Origin of the sequence: Hymenobacter taeanensis (assembly GCF_013137895.1) — a bacterium.
Classification (GTDB): Bacteria; Bacteroidota; Bacteroidia; order Cytophagales; family Hymenobacteraceae; genus Hymenobacter; species Hymenobacter taeanensis.
The window spans coordinates 3,235,036-3,250,358 of sequence record NZ_CP053538.1 but is presented as its reverse complement, the minus strand read 5'-3'; the positions used below and the strand labels follow the sequence as shown (position 1 = coordinate 3,250,358).

The window sequence follows — 15,323 nt, the reverse complement described above, 5'->3', positions numbered from 1 at the left end:
CCTACCGGAACCGGGCTTTTAGTATATGCAGTTGGGAGAGGCTTAGGCAGCGGCCGACTGCCCATTCTCCCGATCGTCGATTGCCTTCTTCAACTTGGCAATGGCCTGGGTAGCACGCTCCTCGTCGAGACGGTTAATGTTTAGCAGCATCTTGGTCTTCTCGGGGCGAGTAATCACCGGGTGGTTCAGCAGACGAATGATTTCCTCCTTCTGCGAAGCCGAAGCATAAGCGGGAACCGTAGCTTCGGCGGCTGCCGGAGCAGCAGGCTCGGCAGGCACAGCCTTCATAGCTGCCGGTGCTTCAGCAGCCACCGGTGCGGGAGCTGCAGCCGGAGCTACTATCATGGCAGGCTGGGCAGCAGCGGGCGTGTTACCGCCATACTCCATTTCCTCAGCGGGCGTAGGCTCGTAACCTGCCGCCCGGATGATCCAGGCCAGAATATTGCGGTACGCCTTGCCAATGGCACGCGTCTGGGCCATGCTCATGATGGCAAACTCCTGGTAAAACTTCTTGCCCTGCTCTTTATTGGAGCAAATGGCAAAACCAGCACCTACCGTGTGGCCCGACTTGATGTCGAACAAAGTCACCTTAGCTTGGTATTTAATTTCTTGCTCAGTTGAGACGTTGATAACGTGGTCGACGATGGGCACAATGCCCAGGCGCGAGCCAGCATACTGCCAGCCTTCCACGTTCACGAACTCTTTACCCTGCACCGTGGTGCTGAGCTTGTTGTCCTTGATGAATTTAGCAAGGTCCGTCGCCAGATGCAACGTTTCGTCGGAGCGTGAGATATCAAAGCTCTCAACTTTAGTCTTACGAACGGGCTCTTTGATGTTCTTGATTGCTTCGCTCATGGCGTCTTTCCTTTAAGTCCTGTAGTACCGTATTGTTGTTCGAATATATAACCAAACCGCCACTAGAAAGGTGCAAAAAGCGTCATTTTTATATGTATTTTTTATGATTGAATATCAGATACTTGCAAATATTTTTTCCAATTTTGTTAGGCAACTAACTTTTTTGGAAATAATCTAACCACAACAGCTCGCTTTTACCTGCGTTTCGGTTTGCTTGGCCGCAGCCCTAAGGGCAGAAAAAACCCATCAGCCTGTGTCCGGAAAACAAGTTGATGGGTTAACTAAATGACTCGGGGCAAACCGAATGCATTGCCAGGAAGCAAAAACGCTCAGTCGGATCTAGCTCCAACTATCTACTCAACAGGTAGGCTGTTACGCTGGTTCCCTCGGTGGCTTAAGCAATCAGGTGAAGTGGCCTAGCCGAATTAAATAAGCACGCCATCCTGACGCAGCAAGGATCTTCTCACGTTGTCGAGAGGCGCTAGGCCAGTCGGGCATATCGTGAAAAGATCCTTGCTGCGTCAGGATGACACGTGGGGTTGATGTGGCCGTCAGCACGCGAACTACCTCGTCAGGCGCGGAATGACATTTGTGCTTTTTAGACAGCCCAAGTGGCCTATCCTTCCCAGATGTGGCCGTCCTTCATCGTGATTTTACGGTCGGCCATTTCGGCTAGCTGGTCGTTGTGGGTGATGATAACGAAGGTCTGGCCGAGCTCCTTGCGCAGCAGAAAGAAGATCTGGTGCAGCTCCTGAGCATTCTGCGAGTCGAGGTTGCCGCTGGGCTCGTCGGCGAAGATGATTTCGGGGGAGTTGATGAGGGCCCGGGCTACGGCCGTGCGCTGCTGCTCACCGCCGCTCATTTCGGAGGGCTTATGGTCGGCGCGACGTTCCAGGTTCAGCATCCCAAGCAATTCGCGGGCTCGCACGCGGGTTTCCTTCTCTGAGCGGCCCGCCAGGTAAGCCGGCAGGCACACGTTTTCGAGGGCCGTAAACTCGGGCAGCAGGTTATGAAACTGGAAGATAAAGCCAATGTGGCGGTTGCGGAACCGCGCCAGATCAGAGCGGCCCAGCGAGCTTACTGACTCACCATCGAACAGCACTTCGCCAGAATCGGGGTTGTCGAGCGTGCCCAGAATGTGCAGCAGCGTGCTTTTGCCCGCTCCCGAAGAACCTACAATGGATACGATTTCTGACTTTTCAATCGTCAGATCGATGCCCTTAAGAACTTCCAGCGTGTTATAGCTTTTGCGGACGTTGATAGCTTGCAGCAAAACAAAGCAGTATTAGTAGTGAGCCGTAGGTACGGGAAACAAATCTACGGAATGTAAAGAGTTGCCGTGCAGATTGTGCAGATTAGCCTCAGCAACTGGCCTAGAATAACCTAACTAACTCAAGTTGCGGATTAAAGCTATAGTCTGGACGCCAGCTTTTGCCCTCGGATGATTCTGCACATTAAGCGGCGTGGGGTTGGGGTAGTTGACAATCGTTGTTTACATTGACCCTCATGTCGAGCCAAGCGCGGCATCTGGCTCAAATCGTTAGGTGCCTACTCCAACATCAGCACGCGAGATGCTTCGGCTGCGCTCAGCAGGACGTTCAGACGTAGGTTGTTCCAGGCTACTCCAACTACCCTTGGTTTCTAGTTTATAGCTCAGGTTGCTTGCCACCTGGCGCGTCAGGCTGCCCCGCTCCTATGCTGTTCGTTTCTATGTCTGCTTTCCGCACTTTGGCTCGCTTCGGGCTGCTGCTCCTAGGCCTGTTGCTGCTGAGCGTAGCCGCGTGGTGGAACTGGCCCCGCCGCCCGGCAACAGCTTCTACTGATGCTCTGGCCTCCGTTGGCCCCGTGCTACCCCCGCCTGCCGACAACCGCATGCGCGGCGTAAACTGGGTAGCTGCCGACTCCACCTCCTCCACCGACATGGAGCCCCTGGTTCGGGCGCACATCACCTGGATTGCTCAAACCCCCTTTGGCTGGCAGGCGGCCGCAGCCCAACCCGAAATTAGGTTGCACACGGGCAGTGCCAAAGGCGGGCGCGGCGGCTACTGGGGTGAGAGTGATGCTGGCCTCATTTTTACGGCCATCCAGGCCCGGCAGCGCGGTGTTAAAACTCTGCTCAAGCCTCACCTGTGGCTGCGCAACGGCGGCACCTGGCCCGGCGACATCAACATGACCACCCCCGCCGATTGGCAGGCGTGGTTTGCCAGCTACTCTACCTTTATTCTGCACTACGCTCAGCTAGCCGAAGCTAATGACTTAGAAGCCCTGTGCATCGGGACGGAGCTGGAGCACGCCAGCGTAGGCCACGAGAAGGAATGGCGTGTCCTGATCAAGCAACTTCGGAAGGTGTACCACGGCCCGCTTACTTACGCGGCCAACTGGAGCGGTGAGTTTGAGCAGATCAAGTTCTGGGATGCCCTTGACTACATTGGTATTCAGGCATACTTCCCCCTCAGTAAAACCACGGCCCCGGAGAAAGCGGCGCTGCTGGCTGCCTGGCAAGAACCACTCCGCCGCATTGAAGCCGTGCACAAACGCTTTAAGAAGCCGGTAATTTTCACAGAGGTTGGGTACAAAACCACGCCCGACGCGGCCATTGAGCCGTGGGCCTGGCCCGACCGGATGGCCGTGGTAACCAGCGTTGATGAAGCCACCCAGCGGGTGTGCTACGAGGCCCTCTTTGAAACCTTCTGGACGCGACCTTGGCTGCGCGGCCTGTTTATCTGGAAGTGGTACCCTGGCCTACGGCCCGATGGCCCCGCCCGCCGCCACCTCGACTTCACGCCCCAGCACAAGCCCGCCGAGCGAGTACTGGCGGAGTGGTACGGGCGGTGAGTTGATTAGAGATTATTATACAACAGATAAGTTTGCCGCTTTCGCTACTCAATTGTTGGGCTACGCATGCTGCCAGCTGTATGTATTATTCACCTCATCAAACCGTAGCTTGCCAGGCCAAGGCTGAGCTAAAGCCAACCTGCTGCGCGTAGTTGAAGCCTGGCTCTATGGCCGATCTTACGCATAAGAGTATTTACAATACCACGGCATGACGCTGCACAACCGATTATTACCTACTTTCGCGCCTAGTAAACCACCCCGTAACCCCTCTTAACTGACCTCTATGAATATTCACGAGTATCAGGGCAAAGACATTCTGAAGCGCTACGGCGTACGCGTGCAGGAAGGCATCGTGGCCGATACGGCTGAGGAAGCCGTAGAAGCTGCCAAGAAGCTGAACGCCGAAACCGGTACTAGCTGGTACGTTATCAAAGCCCAGATTCATGCCGGCGGACGCGGCAAAGGGGGCGGGGTGAAACTCGCCAAAAACCTGGAGCAGGTACAGGAAATTGCCGGCCAGATCATTGGCATGCAGCTCGTTACCAAGCAGACCGGCGCCGAAGGCCGTAAAGTGCACAAAGTACTGGTAGCTCAGGACGTGTACTACCCCGGCGAGTCGGAAACCAAAGAATACTACATGAGCGTGCTGCTGGACCGTACCACCGGCCAGAACGTTATCATCTACACCACCGAGGGCGGCATGGACATCGAAGAGGTGGCCGAGTCGCATCCCGACAAGATCCTGAAGGAGCACGTTGATCCTCGCGTAGGCCTGCGCCCCTTCCAGGCGGCTAAAATTGCTTTCAACCTGGGCCTGACCGGCGCAGCGCAAAAGGAAATGGTGAAGTTCGTAATGGCCCTGTACAAAGCCTACGACGAAACCGACTCCAGCATGTTCGAAATCAACCCCGTGTTGAAGACCTCGGACAACAAGATCCTGGCCGTTGACGCCAAAGTAACCCTCGACGAAAACGCCCTCTACCGTCATAAAGACTTCGTAGAGCTGCGCGACACCAACGAGGAAGATCCCCTGGAAGTAGAAGCTTCGGCCTCGAACCTGAACTACGTAAAGCTCGACGGCAACGTAGGCTGCATGGTGAATGGTGCTGGTCTGGCTATGGCTACCATGGACATCATCAAGCTCTCGGGTGGCGAGCCTGCCAACTTCCTCGACGTAGGGGGTGGAGCTAATGCCCAAACCGTCGAGGCTGGTTTCCGCATCATCCTGAAGGACCCGAACGTGAAAGCCATCCTCATCAACATCTTCGGCGGCATCGTTCGTTGCGACCGGGTTGCTAACGGTGTAGTAGAGGCCTACAAAAATATCGGCGACATTAAAGTCCCGATCATCGTTCGTCTGCAGGGCACCAACGCCGAGGAAGGCGCTCGTATCATCGACGAGAGCGGTCTGAAAGTATTCTCGGCTGTATTACTGAAGGACGCTGCCCAGAAAGTGAAAGAAGTACTAGCTTCCCAAGTAGCTTAATTTAGCTTTTACTAAGGTAAAAGAGCCCGTTTGGTTATGCCAAACGGGCTCTTTTGTGTTTATTTCAACCCACATTGTTGCTCTTCCGTTAAGGCTCGAGCAAAGCTTAACGGAAGTCGACGATATGGATAAGAAGTTTACTGTCTTGGTAATAGGTATGGCCCTGGGTATAACGCAGGCAGTAGGCCAAGCGAAAGGAAAAGCTATAGCCGCCGATCCGGAGCATATCACCTACCTCACGTCACCTGATCCAGTAGCTTACGCGTTTCAGTACAGCCCGCCGAGTACTGCTTATCTAAACCGCTTCCGGGAAATGTATGGGCTGGATGCCGTAGTGGCGCAGGAAACCACGGACCTGGGGCGGGCACGGGCCCTCTCGCTGTGGGTGCACAACCGCCTGGAGCACGACGGACACAAGCCGTTTAAATCGACGGACGCATTTGCCATTCTACACGCCGCTATGCTAGGCCACCCCGTGCAATGTGTAGAATATGGCTTAGTGCTAACTACCGCTTTCAATTCCTTGGGCATTCCGGCGAGGCCACTTTACCTAAAGGCGCACAACGTCCAGACGAAAGGCTCTGCTGCTGGCCACGCTCTCACCGAAGCCTGGCTTCCTGACTTAGGAAAGTGGGTGATGGTGGACAGCCAATGGGATATTATCCCCCTGCTCAGCAATAGGCCGCTCAACGCACTGGAGTTGCAACAGGCGTTGGCAAACGACGAACCCACCCTAAGCGCCCTTACCTCTACCGACGCCAAATCCAAGCCCTATTTTCGTTGGTTGAAGCAGTATTTATTCTATTTTGATACGGTAATGGATAACCGTTATGGTGTCAGATCTGCACGTACAGGTTTGATGCTGGTTCCGGTGGGTGCCCATAAGCCTGTACTATTTCAACGGGCAGAAGCTATTCACAACATGCGGTATACTCACTCGGCCGCTACCTTTTACTCCTCCCCAAGTGGAGCTTCCTGGCTGACTGAAGGTATGGCTGGAAAATAAAGGCTTCGGCTTAGTGCCTGCTCTAACCGCTAAAAGCCCCAACGGTAGATACCATTGGGGCTTTTAGCTGCTAACTATTTAGCAATGAGTTGTAGCTATAAGCTACTCCTAGGATACGCCGCCATTAGCCGCAACACCGGCATTTTCTTCCGCTTCTACCGGAACGGCTTCGCCTTGCACACGGAGTTCTACTTCCATGTTGCCGCGGGTGCCTACCGAATAAGGACAGATTTTATGCGCCTGCTTCACCATGTCAATGGTCTTTTCACGGTCAAACGCTTTCAGGTCAACATCAAGAATTGCCGACAGACCGTAGGCCTCCCCTTCCTGAAACAACGATACCGAGCACTTTACCTCGGTTTGAGGGTCTAGCTTATCACCGGCGCGCTGCGCAATTACCAGCAGAGCTTGCTGAAAGCAGGATGAATAGCCCGCTGCAAATAGCTCCTCGGGGTTGGTGGCGCCTTTTTTGCCGCCTAATCCTTCCGGCACCGACATATCCATGTCAATTACCCCGGTTGCGGAACGTACGTGGCCGCTACGACCACCAACGGCCGTAGCATCAGCAGTATACAGAGTCTTTTTTTCAGTGCTTGCCATAAGAGAATAGGTTCAGAGTGTGGTGGTATCATCCGTTAACTGTGCTGAGGCTTCGAAGGTTACTTCTCAGCAGTATAGGATTTTGCTGAAAATGCGGTTTGTGGTTTGGCAGCGCCATATTTTCTGTCTAGTTTTGCCACCCACTACCGGGTCGCGTAGTACAACGGATAGTATGGGAGTCTCCGAAGCTCTTGATCTAGGTTCGATTCCTAGCGCGACCACCATATTCAACCTCTTGCCTTAGTAGGCAAGAGGTTTTATTTTTTCAGTGGTGAACTGTGCCTCTGGTTCTATTAACAACTAGCCATTCCAAGCAGTGTGACCAAGTTCAATTATTTATATTTTACTATTTAAAATAATTTATCTACCATTATATTTCTTTTAAATCCTTCGGTCTGTGCTTTTTACTGTATCACAGGCAATGACTTAGGTATCCTCTCATATCTTTTTGTGCTGATATGAAAAACAAACGACTACTGGTAGCAGCGCTCATGCTGGGAGCAGTGATAGGCCGCTTATCGAGCCCAGGGGCTACTCCTATTGCCGCAGCAAAAGCGGCCATCATGCTACAGGCCAACCCACCGAAACCACCCAGGTACCCAGGCGGGAAAGGGCATACAGATCCGGCAGCAAAGCAGAGGGTAAAGGATGAAGCCCGTAAGTATCAGGCAGTTCGCCGTAGTAACAATGATACTATTCGGGCCTACTACATTAATCGTGAGGTGGTAACCGATATTCTCAAGCAGAAAGGCTGCATAGGCCTCCGCATTTACCCTGCTTATGAGAACACGGTGGCTCCACTTGAGCCCAGTATGATCATCGTGGGAGTAGAGAATACGGGGAAGGTGCCCCGTCAGGATCAAGTCAACAACTACCAGGATATTAGCTCCCTGGCCCTAAAAGAGTACATTGTAGGACAAACAGACGACCGTTGCCCATCGAGCTGCGAAGGCACCGCATTCTAAAGCAGACGAAGAAAAAGTCCTCGGACCGCATTGAGATATGAGCAATTGGTCTGAATTGAATATCATCAACCGAACGCTGGAAGCAGCGCCACTGATACCTTTTGCCTGCGCCTGGGTGCGGCGGCACCACATTCCTTATGTCCTAAGGCCCGTTTACTATTTCGTAGGCATTAAGTCGGTTCTGTACTTCCTGAATATCCTGAGTCGGTTTGCGTTTCGCAACGACGTGTATCTCTACCACCTGGCTACGGTGGTACTGGTGGTGCTGCTGGCCCAGACGTACCGGCGCCTACTTCCTGAGCGCTTTAACAAGCATATTATACTTGGAGTGTGGGCGTTTGCAGCAGTAGCCGTATTAGATGCTGTTTGGCTGGATGGGTTGTTCAAGGATGTCAACGCGTATTCTCAGGCTACGGGCTGCACGTTGCTGGTGCTGCTGGCCATTCTGCACATTACGCACATAACCAGCGCAGTACATGAGCAGCCGCTTGAAAAGCAGCCTGAGTTTTTTCTGAGCTTAGCCGTACTAGCCTATTGCTCATGCTCAGTAGTCAGCTACCTAGCGCTCAGCATTGTGTATAACATGGGCTACAGTACTACCACCACTATCCGGCTTGATAGAATTATTACGAGCCCCGAGATGGTGCTACTGGCCACTCAAATGGGGTTGCTGGCCTGGATGTTCTGTTTTTTTCCGCTGAACGTTGCCCCAACTCAGGCCCTACCCCGGTGGCTGCACTACAGCCATTGGCACCTGCGGCCATTTCGGCTGCTAGGCCAGGCGCTGAGCAGTAAGGCGGGCAAGCTCAAGCCGCGACAAGCGCCAGCCAGGTTACCCCACTAAAGGCTCGGCGCCTGAGAGTAGTAGCCACGGTAAATTACTCATAACCCCCTTTTTCCTGCCAAGCCAGTAGCCAGCCATGCCAGCCCTCCTAAAGATGCTTCTGCTGATTGGCCCAACGCTATTACTGCTGGCCCTGGCAATAGTCATTATTGTGGTACGGGGGCAGCACCGCCGACTTACGCAGGAGCGGGAAAAACAACAGCTGCTGGCCCACCAGAATGAGCTGCTAGAGCAGCAGGTAGCTGCCCGCACCGCCGAGATTGTAGCTCAGCGCAACAGCCTGGAGCAAGCTTTGCTGGAGCTGCGCAACACCCAAACCCAACTCGTGCAACGCGAAAAGATGGCCTCGCTAGGGGAGCTGACGGCTGGTATTGCCCACGAGATTCAAAACCCGCTCAACTTCGTGACCAACTTTGCGGAAGTATCGGGAGAGCTGATCAGTGAGCTGGAAGCTGAACAGCAGCTGACTAACCGTTCAGAAACCGAAACTGAGCTGGTAACGGACCTAAAACAGAACCTGCTGAAAATTACTCAGCACGGGCAGCGCGCCGCCGCCATTGTGCGGGGCATGCTGGAGCACTCGCGGGCCAGCACTGGCACCCGCGCCGCCACCGACCTTAACCTGCTGGCCGAGGAGTACCTGCAACTGGCCTACCAAAGCCTTCGGGCCAAAAACAAAACCTTAAACCTAACCCTCACCACCCACCTCGACCCGGCATTGGAGCCGGTACAGGTAGTTCCGCAGGAAGTGGGCCGGGTGCTGCTAAACCTTATAACTAATGCCTTTTACGCCGTGCAGCAGCGCCAGCAACAAGAGCCCGACAGCTATCAGCCGGAGGTAACCATCAGCACCACGGCACTAACGGGCAGGGCGCTGCTCACCATCACTGACAATGGCGTGGGCATTCCTGAGGTCATCCAGCAGAAAATCTTTCAGCCCTTTTTCACCACTAAGCCCACCGGTGAGGGCACTGGCCTAGGCCTGTCGTTGAGCTACGATATCATTACTAAAGGCCACGGCGGCACGCTCACAGTGCACTCAGAAGAAGGCCGCTTTACAGAGTTCAGCATAATCCTGCCCTACGAGGCCTCAGCGGCTGGAAGGTCAGTTGCTTAGCGCTCATTACTGCGTTTATACAGGGCCCCAAGATTTTATTTCGAGAAAACTCAAGCTCATCGAGTATATAAACTTTTTTATCTTTATTTTTACTTTACAAATAAAGCGAACCATAGAAAGCCGAGTAGAGCTTTGCTTAACGCCCTTTTTCTGGGGGCAAGAAATCGGCTTGTGAGATGAACGGGGGCCGGCCAAAAAGCAGCAGACCGGAGACGAGTTACTACCTATTACCTGTAGTAACGGAGGAAGAATAAGCAGATAGCCCGCTTGCCGCTACAGGCAGCAAAACAGCTTCTGAAGAGCGCGTTACCAGCCTGCCAGCCGTTTTTTTGCGCAACGCAGCTAGTAGCTCGCTCGGTATCAGTAAGCGAATAGTTTCTTAACTGGTTGATTCTGATGCTAATCGAACAACTGCTTTCGCCACGGCTCCGGAACCGGAAGTTTACCAGCCCGGTACTAACGCCGCCCCCAGATGCTTCGCCCGCGGCGGAAGATCCGATAAAGTATAGGCTGCTGTACCGTCTCTCCAGCCGGTGGGTGCGCAACTCCTTGGTAGAGGGGGCACTGCTGCTGGCTGGCATCTTTTCGGCGGCATTAGGTCTGAAAGCGTTTCTGCTACCCAATGATTTCATTGATGGCGGCGTAACGGGCATTTCCATGCTAGTAAGCCACGTTACCGGCATTTCGCTGTCCATTTTAATTGTGGTAATCAACATCCCATTCATTGTGCTCGGCTACTTTCAGATGGGTCGGCAGTTTGCTATCAAAACCCTGCTCACCATCTTGCTGCTGGCCGTAGCACTGCTCGTGGTATCGTTTCCGCCGCTCACTCAAGATAAGCTGCTGATTGCCGTATTTGGAGGGTTCTTTTTAGGGGCGGGCATTGGCCTGGCTATGCGCGGCGGTGCCGTGCTTGATGGCACTGAGATTCTGGCCGTGTATATCAGCCGGAAACTACCGGGCTCCATCGGCGACATTATCCTGATCATCAACATCATCATCTTTGGGGTGGCAGCGTGGGTGCTGTCGGTTGAAACGGCTCTGTACTCGGTGCTGGCGTATCTGTCGGCTGCTAAAACCGTCGATTTTGTGGTGTCGGGCATTGAGGAGTACACGGGTCTCACCATCATCTCGGCGCAAAGTGAGGCCATCCGGCAGCTGATTACCGACAAGCTCCGCCGCGGGGCCACGGTATATGAGTGCACACGCGGCTTTGGCTCACATGGGCACCAGCACATGCGCATGGAAACAATTTACACGGTGGTAACGCGGCTGGAAGTGCTGGCCATCACCGGCGAGGTACACAAGATTGATCCGCATGCCTTCATTGTCATGCAAAGTGTGAGCGACATCCGGGGAGGGCTTATCAAAAAACGGCCACTGCATTAGGCGGCTGTCTTGCGAAAGCTCAGGCAGTTTTCTGCTGAGTACCAAACTTCATTCCTATCTATGGAAACCTGGCAACACTTTCTGGGCATTCGCTCGCGCGAGGTGAAGTCTGTGTGGCTGTTTTTCCTGCACAACTTTCTGCTGGGCATTGGTACCATTCTGGTGTATGTGGTAGCCACAGTGCTGCTGCTCGAGCATGAGCCGGCCCGCAGCCTGCCCCTGGCCTACGGCCTGAGCGCTATATTGCTGATTGGCGGAGGAAAAGTTTACGGCTATTTTGAGCATCAACTGGCTCTTACTACGCTGGCTACGCGCACCCTACTGGTAGTGGCTGGATTTGCGCTGCTTATGGGCCTGCTGCTGGCCGGGGGCCCGGCCGTGGGCACTGCCATTGCCCTTATGCTGGTGTACCGCCTTATTTACCTGCTCACGCACCTGGAGTTCTGGGGCGTATCGGCGGTGGTGTTCGACGTGCGCCAGGGCCGGCGGCTCTTCGGCCTCATCAGCGCCGGCGACTTGCCTGCCAAGGCTCTGGGCGCCGTGCTGGCTATTTTTGTGCACGGCAGAACTGAGCTCCTGAACCTGGTGCTACTAGCCTTTGGCGCCTATGCAGCTGCCCTTTACGTGCAACGGCTCACGTTCCGCTTTCACGTGGTGGAGGCTAGGCCAGTAGCACCGCGGCCCCACCAAACGCTTGGCTCTCCGCTGCTCCGCCAATTGCTGGGCAGCAGCCCCCTCATCCTGACGATGGGCCTCAGTGCGCTGGCCGTAGCCGCGGTGGCCACGAGCGTAGAGTATCTGTTCCTGATTCAGGTGAAGGAAAAGCTGCAAGACCAGAGTAGCATACTGGTGTACGTAAGTAGCGTGCTGGCTTTTCTGTACCTGCTGGCCACGCTGGGCAAGGTGCTGCTCACGCGCCGCGGCCTTGATGTGCTAGGCCTGCACCGCACGCTGCTACTGTTGCCAGCCGTTACGCTGGGGGGCCTGGCCCTTTTTGGAGCGTTGCAGCTTACCTCTTTTGGGCCCGGCACTTACTTAGTATACCTCTGCGGGCTATACCTGGGGCTGGAGGTGTTGCGGCGGGCAGTATTTGAACCCGCGTTTCTGGTGCTGTTTCAGCCTCTCTCGCCTCAGGAGCGCCTGCACGGGCACACCCTGGTGAAGGGTTTTTATGAACCCCTGGGCATGGGCCTTACGGGCTTGCTGCTCTTTGCGCTGTATGACTCTCCCCTGCTAGGCCAGGGCCTGCTGTTCCTCTGGATGGCCCTATTGCTGGTGGGCACGCTGGTAGTGCTGCGGCACACTCACCACCGCTACTTGGCCGAACTGAAAGCCGTGCTTTCCCGGCGCTTTCCAGCTTCTCTGACGCCCGCAGAAACAGTCCCGCCCCCTACTACCTGGCTCACCACTGATTTGCTGCGGGTGCGAGAAGACTTAGATAACCGTGAGGCCCAGGCCGCAGCCGAAGTTGCTCCCCAGGAAGCCGACTCTACGCACACGCCCGCGGTGCCCACCAGCCCCTCAGTGGCCGATGCCCAGTTGCACCACCCCGACCTGGCAGTACGCCAAACGGCCATCTGGAACCGCTTGTCGGTGCAGCCTACGCATGCGTTTGCCTTGGCTAGCCTGCTTGACCTGGCTACTGCCGATGAGCCGCAGGCCCGGCGGGCAGCACTAACGCTCATTCAGTTTCTACCTCCTGCGCACCAGGTTACACTCATTCACACGTGCCTGCACAGCACCGACCCCGCCCTGATGAAAGCCGCCTCCGAGGCTGTAACCCAGGCTCCTTCCCCCGAAATTGTTAAACTACTAATTGCCACAGTGAAGGAAAAAGCCCTGCGCAAGTCGGCGGCTGATGGGCTGATGCGGCTGGGTGAGGCCGCATTGCCTGCCCTCGAGACGGCCTTGCACAGTGAGAAAGACTACGCCATGCTGCGCCGACTGGCGGCTATATGCGCGCACCTGGCTACCCCCGCCAGCCGGCGCGTACTGGTTTCGCTTGCCCAACAGCCGCACCTACGGCGCCGGGCAGCCGCGCTGCAGGCCCTGAGTAGCTTCCCGGCAGTGCAGGCCGAAGCACCTCTGTTTCAGAACCTGATGCAGAAGGAGATGCGGCTGGCTCAGCAACTGCTGCACGGTATGTTGGGGGCCAACGTAGAGTTGCGCGCCTGCCTGAAGTATGAGCTAACGAAAGTACAGCAGCGCCTGTTTAGCCTTTTGCTGCAGCTCTATGACCGGCAGCCCATTCTTGATGCCCAGCGCAGCATTGCCCGCACCAGCCATGAGCGGCAGGCCAATGCCCTGGAAATGCTCGATAACCTGATTCCTAGGCCACTGTACCAGGGCTTGCAGGCCCTCGTGGATGTGGGCCGGCTCACCAAGAAAGTGCAAACCTTTGATACCCTGCTGGGGCCTATTCCCCCGGAGTCTATTGTAGCCACCATTCTGGAGCGCGGCGACGAGGTGTTTTCGCCCTGGACGATTAGCGTGGCCCTGCGCCAATGGCAACCCACTCCGGCTACGGTTTCGTGGCTGCAAACGTACCTGAACGCCTCCAACTCGCTGGTGCACGAAAGCGCCGAGGATGTTCTGCAGCTGCTGCCCGCCCGCTACCCCGCCGTGTATGAGCACTGGTTGGTGCTGTACCCCGCCCCGGAAGCGCTGAACAGCCCGCCCCCACCTCTTACGCACGTTTCCACTATTGATCGGTTGCTGCTGCTTAAGCATACTACCCTGTTTGCCGAAACCGTAGAAAACGTGCTCAGCAATATTGTACCCATCATGCAGGAGGTGAAATTCCAGGATGGGGAGTCGATTTTTGCGAAGGGAGATTTGGGCACCTCGCTCTACATCATCTACGATGGCGAGGTATCCATCATGAACGAGGAGCACCACCTGGCCACGTTCCGCACCGGCGACTTCTTTGGCGAGCTGGCCCTGCTGGATGCGGAGCCCCGCTCCGCTTCTGCAATGGCCCACGGCGAAGTAACCGCTTTCCGCCTTGATCAGGAAGATTTTTACGACGTGATGGAAGAATGCAGCGAGGTGCTCCACAACATACTACGGGTGCTTTGCCAACGCCTCCGCCTCCAGAACGAGCGGCTAAAGCAACTCTCTGAGCCTCATCATGCTCAGCACATAGTTGAATAAACCCATCGAGAGTGAGCCCCCTTCCTAGGCCAGCACTTCGTACGTCACTACTGGCTGGGCCTTGTTTTTGAGGGTCATCTCCTGAAGCAGGCGGCACTGAAACGACTCCTTCACCCGCTCATACGTGGCCTCCGTGATAACGATTTGACCGGGCTGAGCGGCGGCCTGTAACCGCTGTCCCAGGTTCACTGCATCCCCAATAACGGTGTAGTCGAGGCGTTTGAGGGAGGCCGAGCCGATATTACCGGATACCATTTCACCACTGCTGATACCAATGGCCACATTGGGCAGGTACTCCAGGCCGTTAAGCGAAACGTTGCAGGTGGTTTGCAGCAGGCTCCGCACCGAAAGAGCCGCATCAATGGCACGGTCAAGATGGAAGTCGCCCCGGAACACGGCCATCACGGCGTCGCCCATAAACTTATCTACATACCCTCCCTGCGTGATTATCTCCTTCACCATCTGGTCGAAGTAAGAGTTCAGTAAGTTCACGAGCTCCTCCGCGCGCATCTTTTCAGCCAGGGCTGTAAACCCGCAAATGTCAATGAATACTACGGTGGCCTCTACGGTTTCGCTGGCCATGAGCTTGTTCTCAAAGCCGGGCCGACCCATAAAGTTGAGCACCGTTTCATCCACGTACATCTTCAGGATGTTATTTTCCTGAATAGCGCGCAGGGTTTCGCGTAGCTGCACCACATGCGCGGCCGTTTTCTCGATGGTCAGTTCCAGATCCTGAAAATCTACGGGCTTGCATACAAAGTCAAACGCCCCGCGGTTCATGGCCGTCCGGATGTTTACCATGTCCGTGAAGGCCGATACCATTACTACTTTAATGACCGGGTTCAGGTCTCTAACCTGAGCTAGCAGGGTCAGGCCATCCATCACCGGCATCTTGATGTCACTGAGCACTATGTCGGTATCGGGGTGCTGGCTCAGGCACTCCAGGGCCTCCTGCCCATTGTGGGCAAACTTAAACTCGTAGGCCCCTTCCCGAATTTTGCGGCGGAACTTCTGCTTGATCAGCAGCTGCAAGTCTACCTCATCATCTACTACCAGAATCTTCGTTTTCATAG

The 15,323-nt window shown here is 55.1% G+C and carries 12 protein-coding genes and 1 tRNA gene; 9 read left to right on the top strand and 4 right to left on the bottom strand.

Annotated features, from left to right (window positions below; all coding sequences use genetic code 11):
• Positions 1 to 42: 42 nt before the first annotated feature.
• Positions 43 to 855, bottom strand: coding sequence for a hypothetical protein (locus HMJ29_RS13795; protein ID WP_171592043.1), 813 nt, complete (start codon positions 853 to 855; stop codon positions 43 to 45).
• A 616-nt stretch (positions 856 to 1,471) separates the two neighbouring features.
• Positions 1,472 to 2,128 (bottom strand): ABC transporter ATP-binding protein, encoded by a 657-nt coding sequence (locus tag HMJ29_RS13790; protein ID WP_088842932.1) that lies wholly within the window; start codon positions 2,126 to 2,128, stop codon positions 1,472 to 1,474.
• A gap of 437 nt (positions 2,129 to 2,565) precedes the next feature.
• Between HMJ29_RS13790 and HMJ29_RS13785 the strand changes: the two genes are divergently transcribed.
• The 3 genes from HMJ29_RS13785 (at position 2,566) to HMJ29_RS13775 (ending at position 6,182) form a co-directional block, all read left to right on the top strand.
• Entirely contained in the window at positions 2,566 to 3,690 is a 1,125-nt protein-coding gene (locus HMJ29_RS13785) for a glycoside hydrolase family 113 (RefSeq protein ID WP_171592042.1), read from the top strand.
• A 283-nt stretch (positions 3,691 to 3,973) separates the two neighbouring features.
• Positions 3,974 to 5,176 (top strand): ADP-forming succinate--CoA ligase subunit beta, encoded by a 1,203-nt coding sequence (sucC, locus tag HMJ29_RS13780; protein ID WP_171592041.1) that lies wholly within the window; start codon positions 3,974 to 3,976, stop codon positions 5,174 to 5,176.
• A 124-nt stretch (positions 5,177 to 5,300) separates the two neighbouring features.
• On the top strand, positions 5,301 to 6,182 hold the full coding sequence (locus HMJ29_RS13775) for a transglutaminase-like domain-containing protein (RefSeq protein ID WP_171592040.1): 882 nt from the start codon (positions 5,301 to 5,303) through the stop codon (positions 6,180 to 6,182).
• Between the two features lie 108 nt (positions 6,183 to 6,290).
• Here the strand turns inward: HMJ29_RS13775 and HMJ29_RS13770 are convergent, their stop codons facing one another.
• Positions 6,291 to 6,782: an Ohr family peroxiredoxin gene (locus HMJ29_RS13770; RefSeq protein WP_171592039.1), complete on the bottom strand. Its 492-nt coding sequence runs from the start codon at positions 6,780 to 6,782 to the stop codon at positions 6,291 to 6,293.
• Positions 6,783 to 6,931: 149 nt separating this feature from the next.
• Here HMJ29_RS13770 and HMJ29_RS13765 point away from each other — a divergent pair.
• The 6 genes from HMJ29_RS13765 to HMJ29_RS13740 all read left to right on the top strand — a co-directional run bounded on the left by HMJ29_RS13765 (position 6,932) and on the right by HMJ29_RS13740 (position 14,250).
• Positions 6,932 to 7,006, top strand: a tRNA-Arg gene (locus tag HMJ29_RS13765).
• A gap of 234 nt (positions 7,007 to 7,240) precedes the next feature.
• Positions 7,241 to 7,747, top strand: a complete 507-nt coding sequence (locus tag HMJ29_RS13760; RefSeq protein ID WP_171592038.1) for a hypothetical protein — start codon at positions 7,241 to 7,243, stop codon at positions 7,745 to 7,747.
• Between the two features lie 37 nt (positions 7,748 to 7,784).
• The gene (locus tag HMJ29_RS13755; protein ID WP_171592037.1) at positions 7,785 to 8,591 is read left to right on the top strand and encodes a hypothetical protein; all 807 of its coding nucleotides are present in this window, start codon (positions 7,785 to 7,787) and stop codon (positions 8,589 to 8,591) included.
• A gap of 94 nt (positions 8,592 to 8,685) precedes the next feature.
• On the top strand, positions 8,686 to 9,708 hold the full coding sequence (locus HMJ29_RS13750; protein ID WP_317241657.1) for a sensor histidine kinase: 1,023 nt from the start codon (positions 8,686 to 8,688) through the stop codon (positions 9,706 to 9,708).
• Between the two features lie 396 nt (positions 9,709 to 10,104).
• Positions 10,105 to 11,097: a YitT family protein gene (locus HMJ29_RS13745; RefSeq protein ID WP_171592035.1), complete on the top strand. Its 993-nt coding sequence runs from the start codon at positions 10,105 to 10,107 to the stop codon at positions 11,095 to 11,097.
• A 60-nt stretch (positions 11,098 to 11,157) separates the two neighbouring features.
• Positions 11,158 to 14,250: a cyclic nucleotide-binding domain-containing protein gene (locus tag HMJ29_RS13740; protein WP_171592034.1), complete on the top strand. Its 3,093-nt coding sequence runs from the start codon at positions 11,158 to 11,160 to the stop codon at positions 14,248 to 14,250.
• A gap of 24 nt (positions 14,251 to 14,274) precedes the next feature.
• Here HMJ29_RS13740 and HMJ29_RS13735 read toward each other — a convergent pair whose 3' ends face one another.
• Positions 14,275 to 15,321: an adenylate/guanylate cyclase domain-containing protein gene (locus HMJ29_RS13735; protein WP_171592033.1), complete on the bottom strand. Its 1,047-nt coding sequence runs from the start codon at positions 15,319 to 15,321 to the stop codon at positions 14,275 to 14,277.
• Positions 15,322 to 15,323 lie beyond the last annotated feature (2 nt).

Excerpts from the sequence above, each read along its gene's own strand:
- HMJ29_RS13795 (WP_171592043.1), bottom strand. The coding sequence starts at position 855 with ATGAGCGAAGCAATCAAGAACATCAAAGAGCCCGTTCGTAAGACTAAA.
- HMJ29_RS13785 (WP_171592042.1), top strand. The coding sequence starts at position 2,566 with ATGTCTGCTTTCCGCACTTTGGCTCGCTTCGGGCTGCTGCTCCTAGGC.
- sucC (WP_171592041.1), top strand. The coding sequence starts at position 3,974 with ATGAATATTCACGAGTATCAGGGCAAAGACATTCTGAAGCGCTACGGC.
- HMJ29_RS13775 (WP_171592040.1), top strand. The coding sequence starts at position 5,301 with ATGGATAAGAAGTTTACTGTCTTGGTAATAGGTATGGCCCTGGGTATA.
- HMJ29_RS13770 (WP_171592039.1), bottom strand. The coding sequence starts at position 6,782 with ATGGCAAGCACTGAAAAAAAGACTCTGTATACTGCTGATGCTACGGCC.
- HMJ29_RS13760 (WP_171592038.1), top strand. The coding sequence starts at position 7,241 with ATGAAAAACAAACGACTACTGGTAGCAGCGCTCATGCTGGGAGCAGTG.
- HMJ29_RS13755 (WP_171592037.1), top strand. The coding sequence starts at position 7,785 with ATGAGCAATTGGTCTGAATTGAATATCATCAACCGAACGCTGGAAGCA.
- HMJ29_RS13750 (WP_317241657.1), top strand. The coding sequence starts at position 8,686 with ATGCTTCTGCTGATTGGCCCAACGCTATTACTGCTGGCCCTGGCAATA.
- HMJ29_RS13745 (WP_171592035.1), top strand. The coding sequence starts at position 10,105 with ATGCTAATCGAACAACTGCTTTCGCCACGGCTCCGGAACCGGAAGTTT.
- HMJ29_RS13740 (WP_171592034.1), top strand. The coding sequence starts at position 11,158 with ATGGAAACCTGGCAACACTTTCTGGGCATTCGCTCGCGCGAGGTGAAG.
- HMJ29_RS13735 (WP_171592033.1), bottom strand. The coding sequence starts at position 15,321 with ATGAAAACGAAGATTCTGGTAGTAGATGATGAGGTAGACTTGCAGCTG.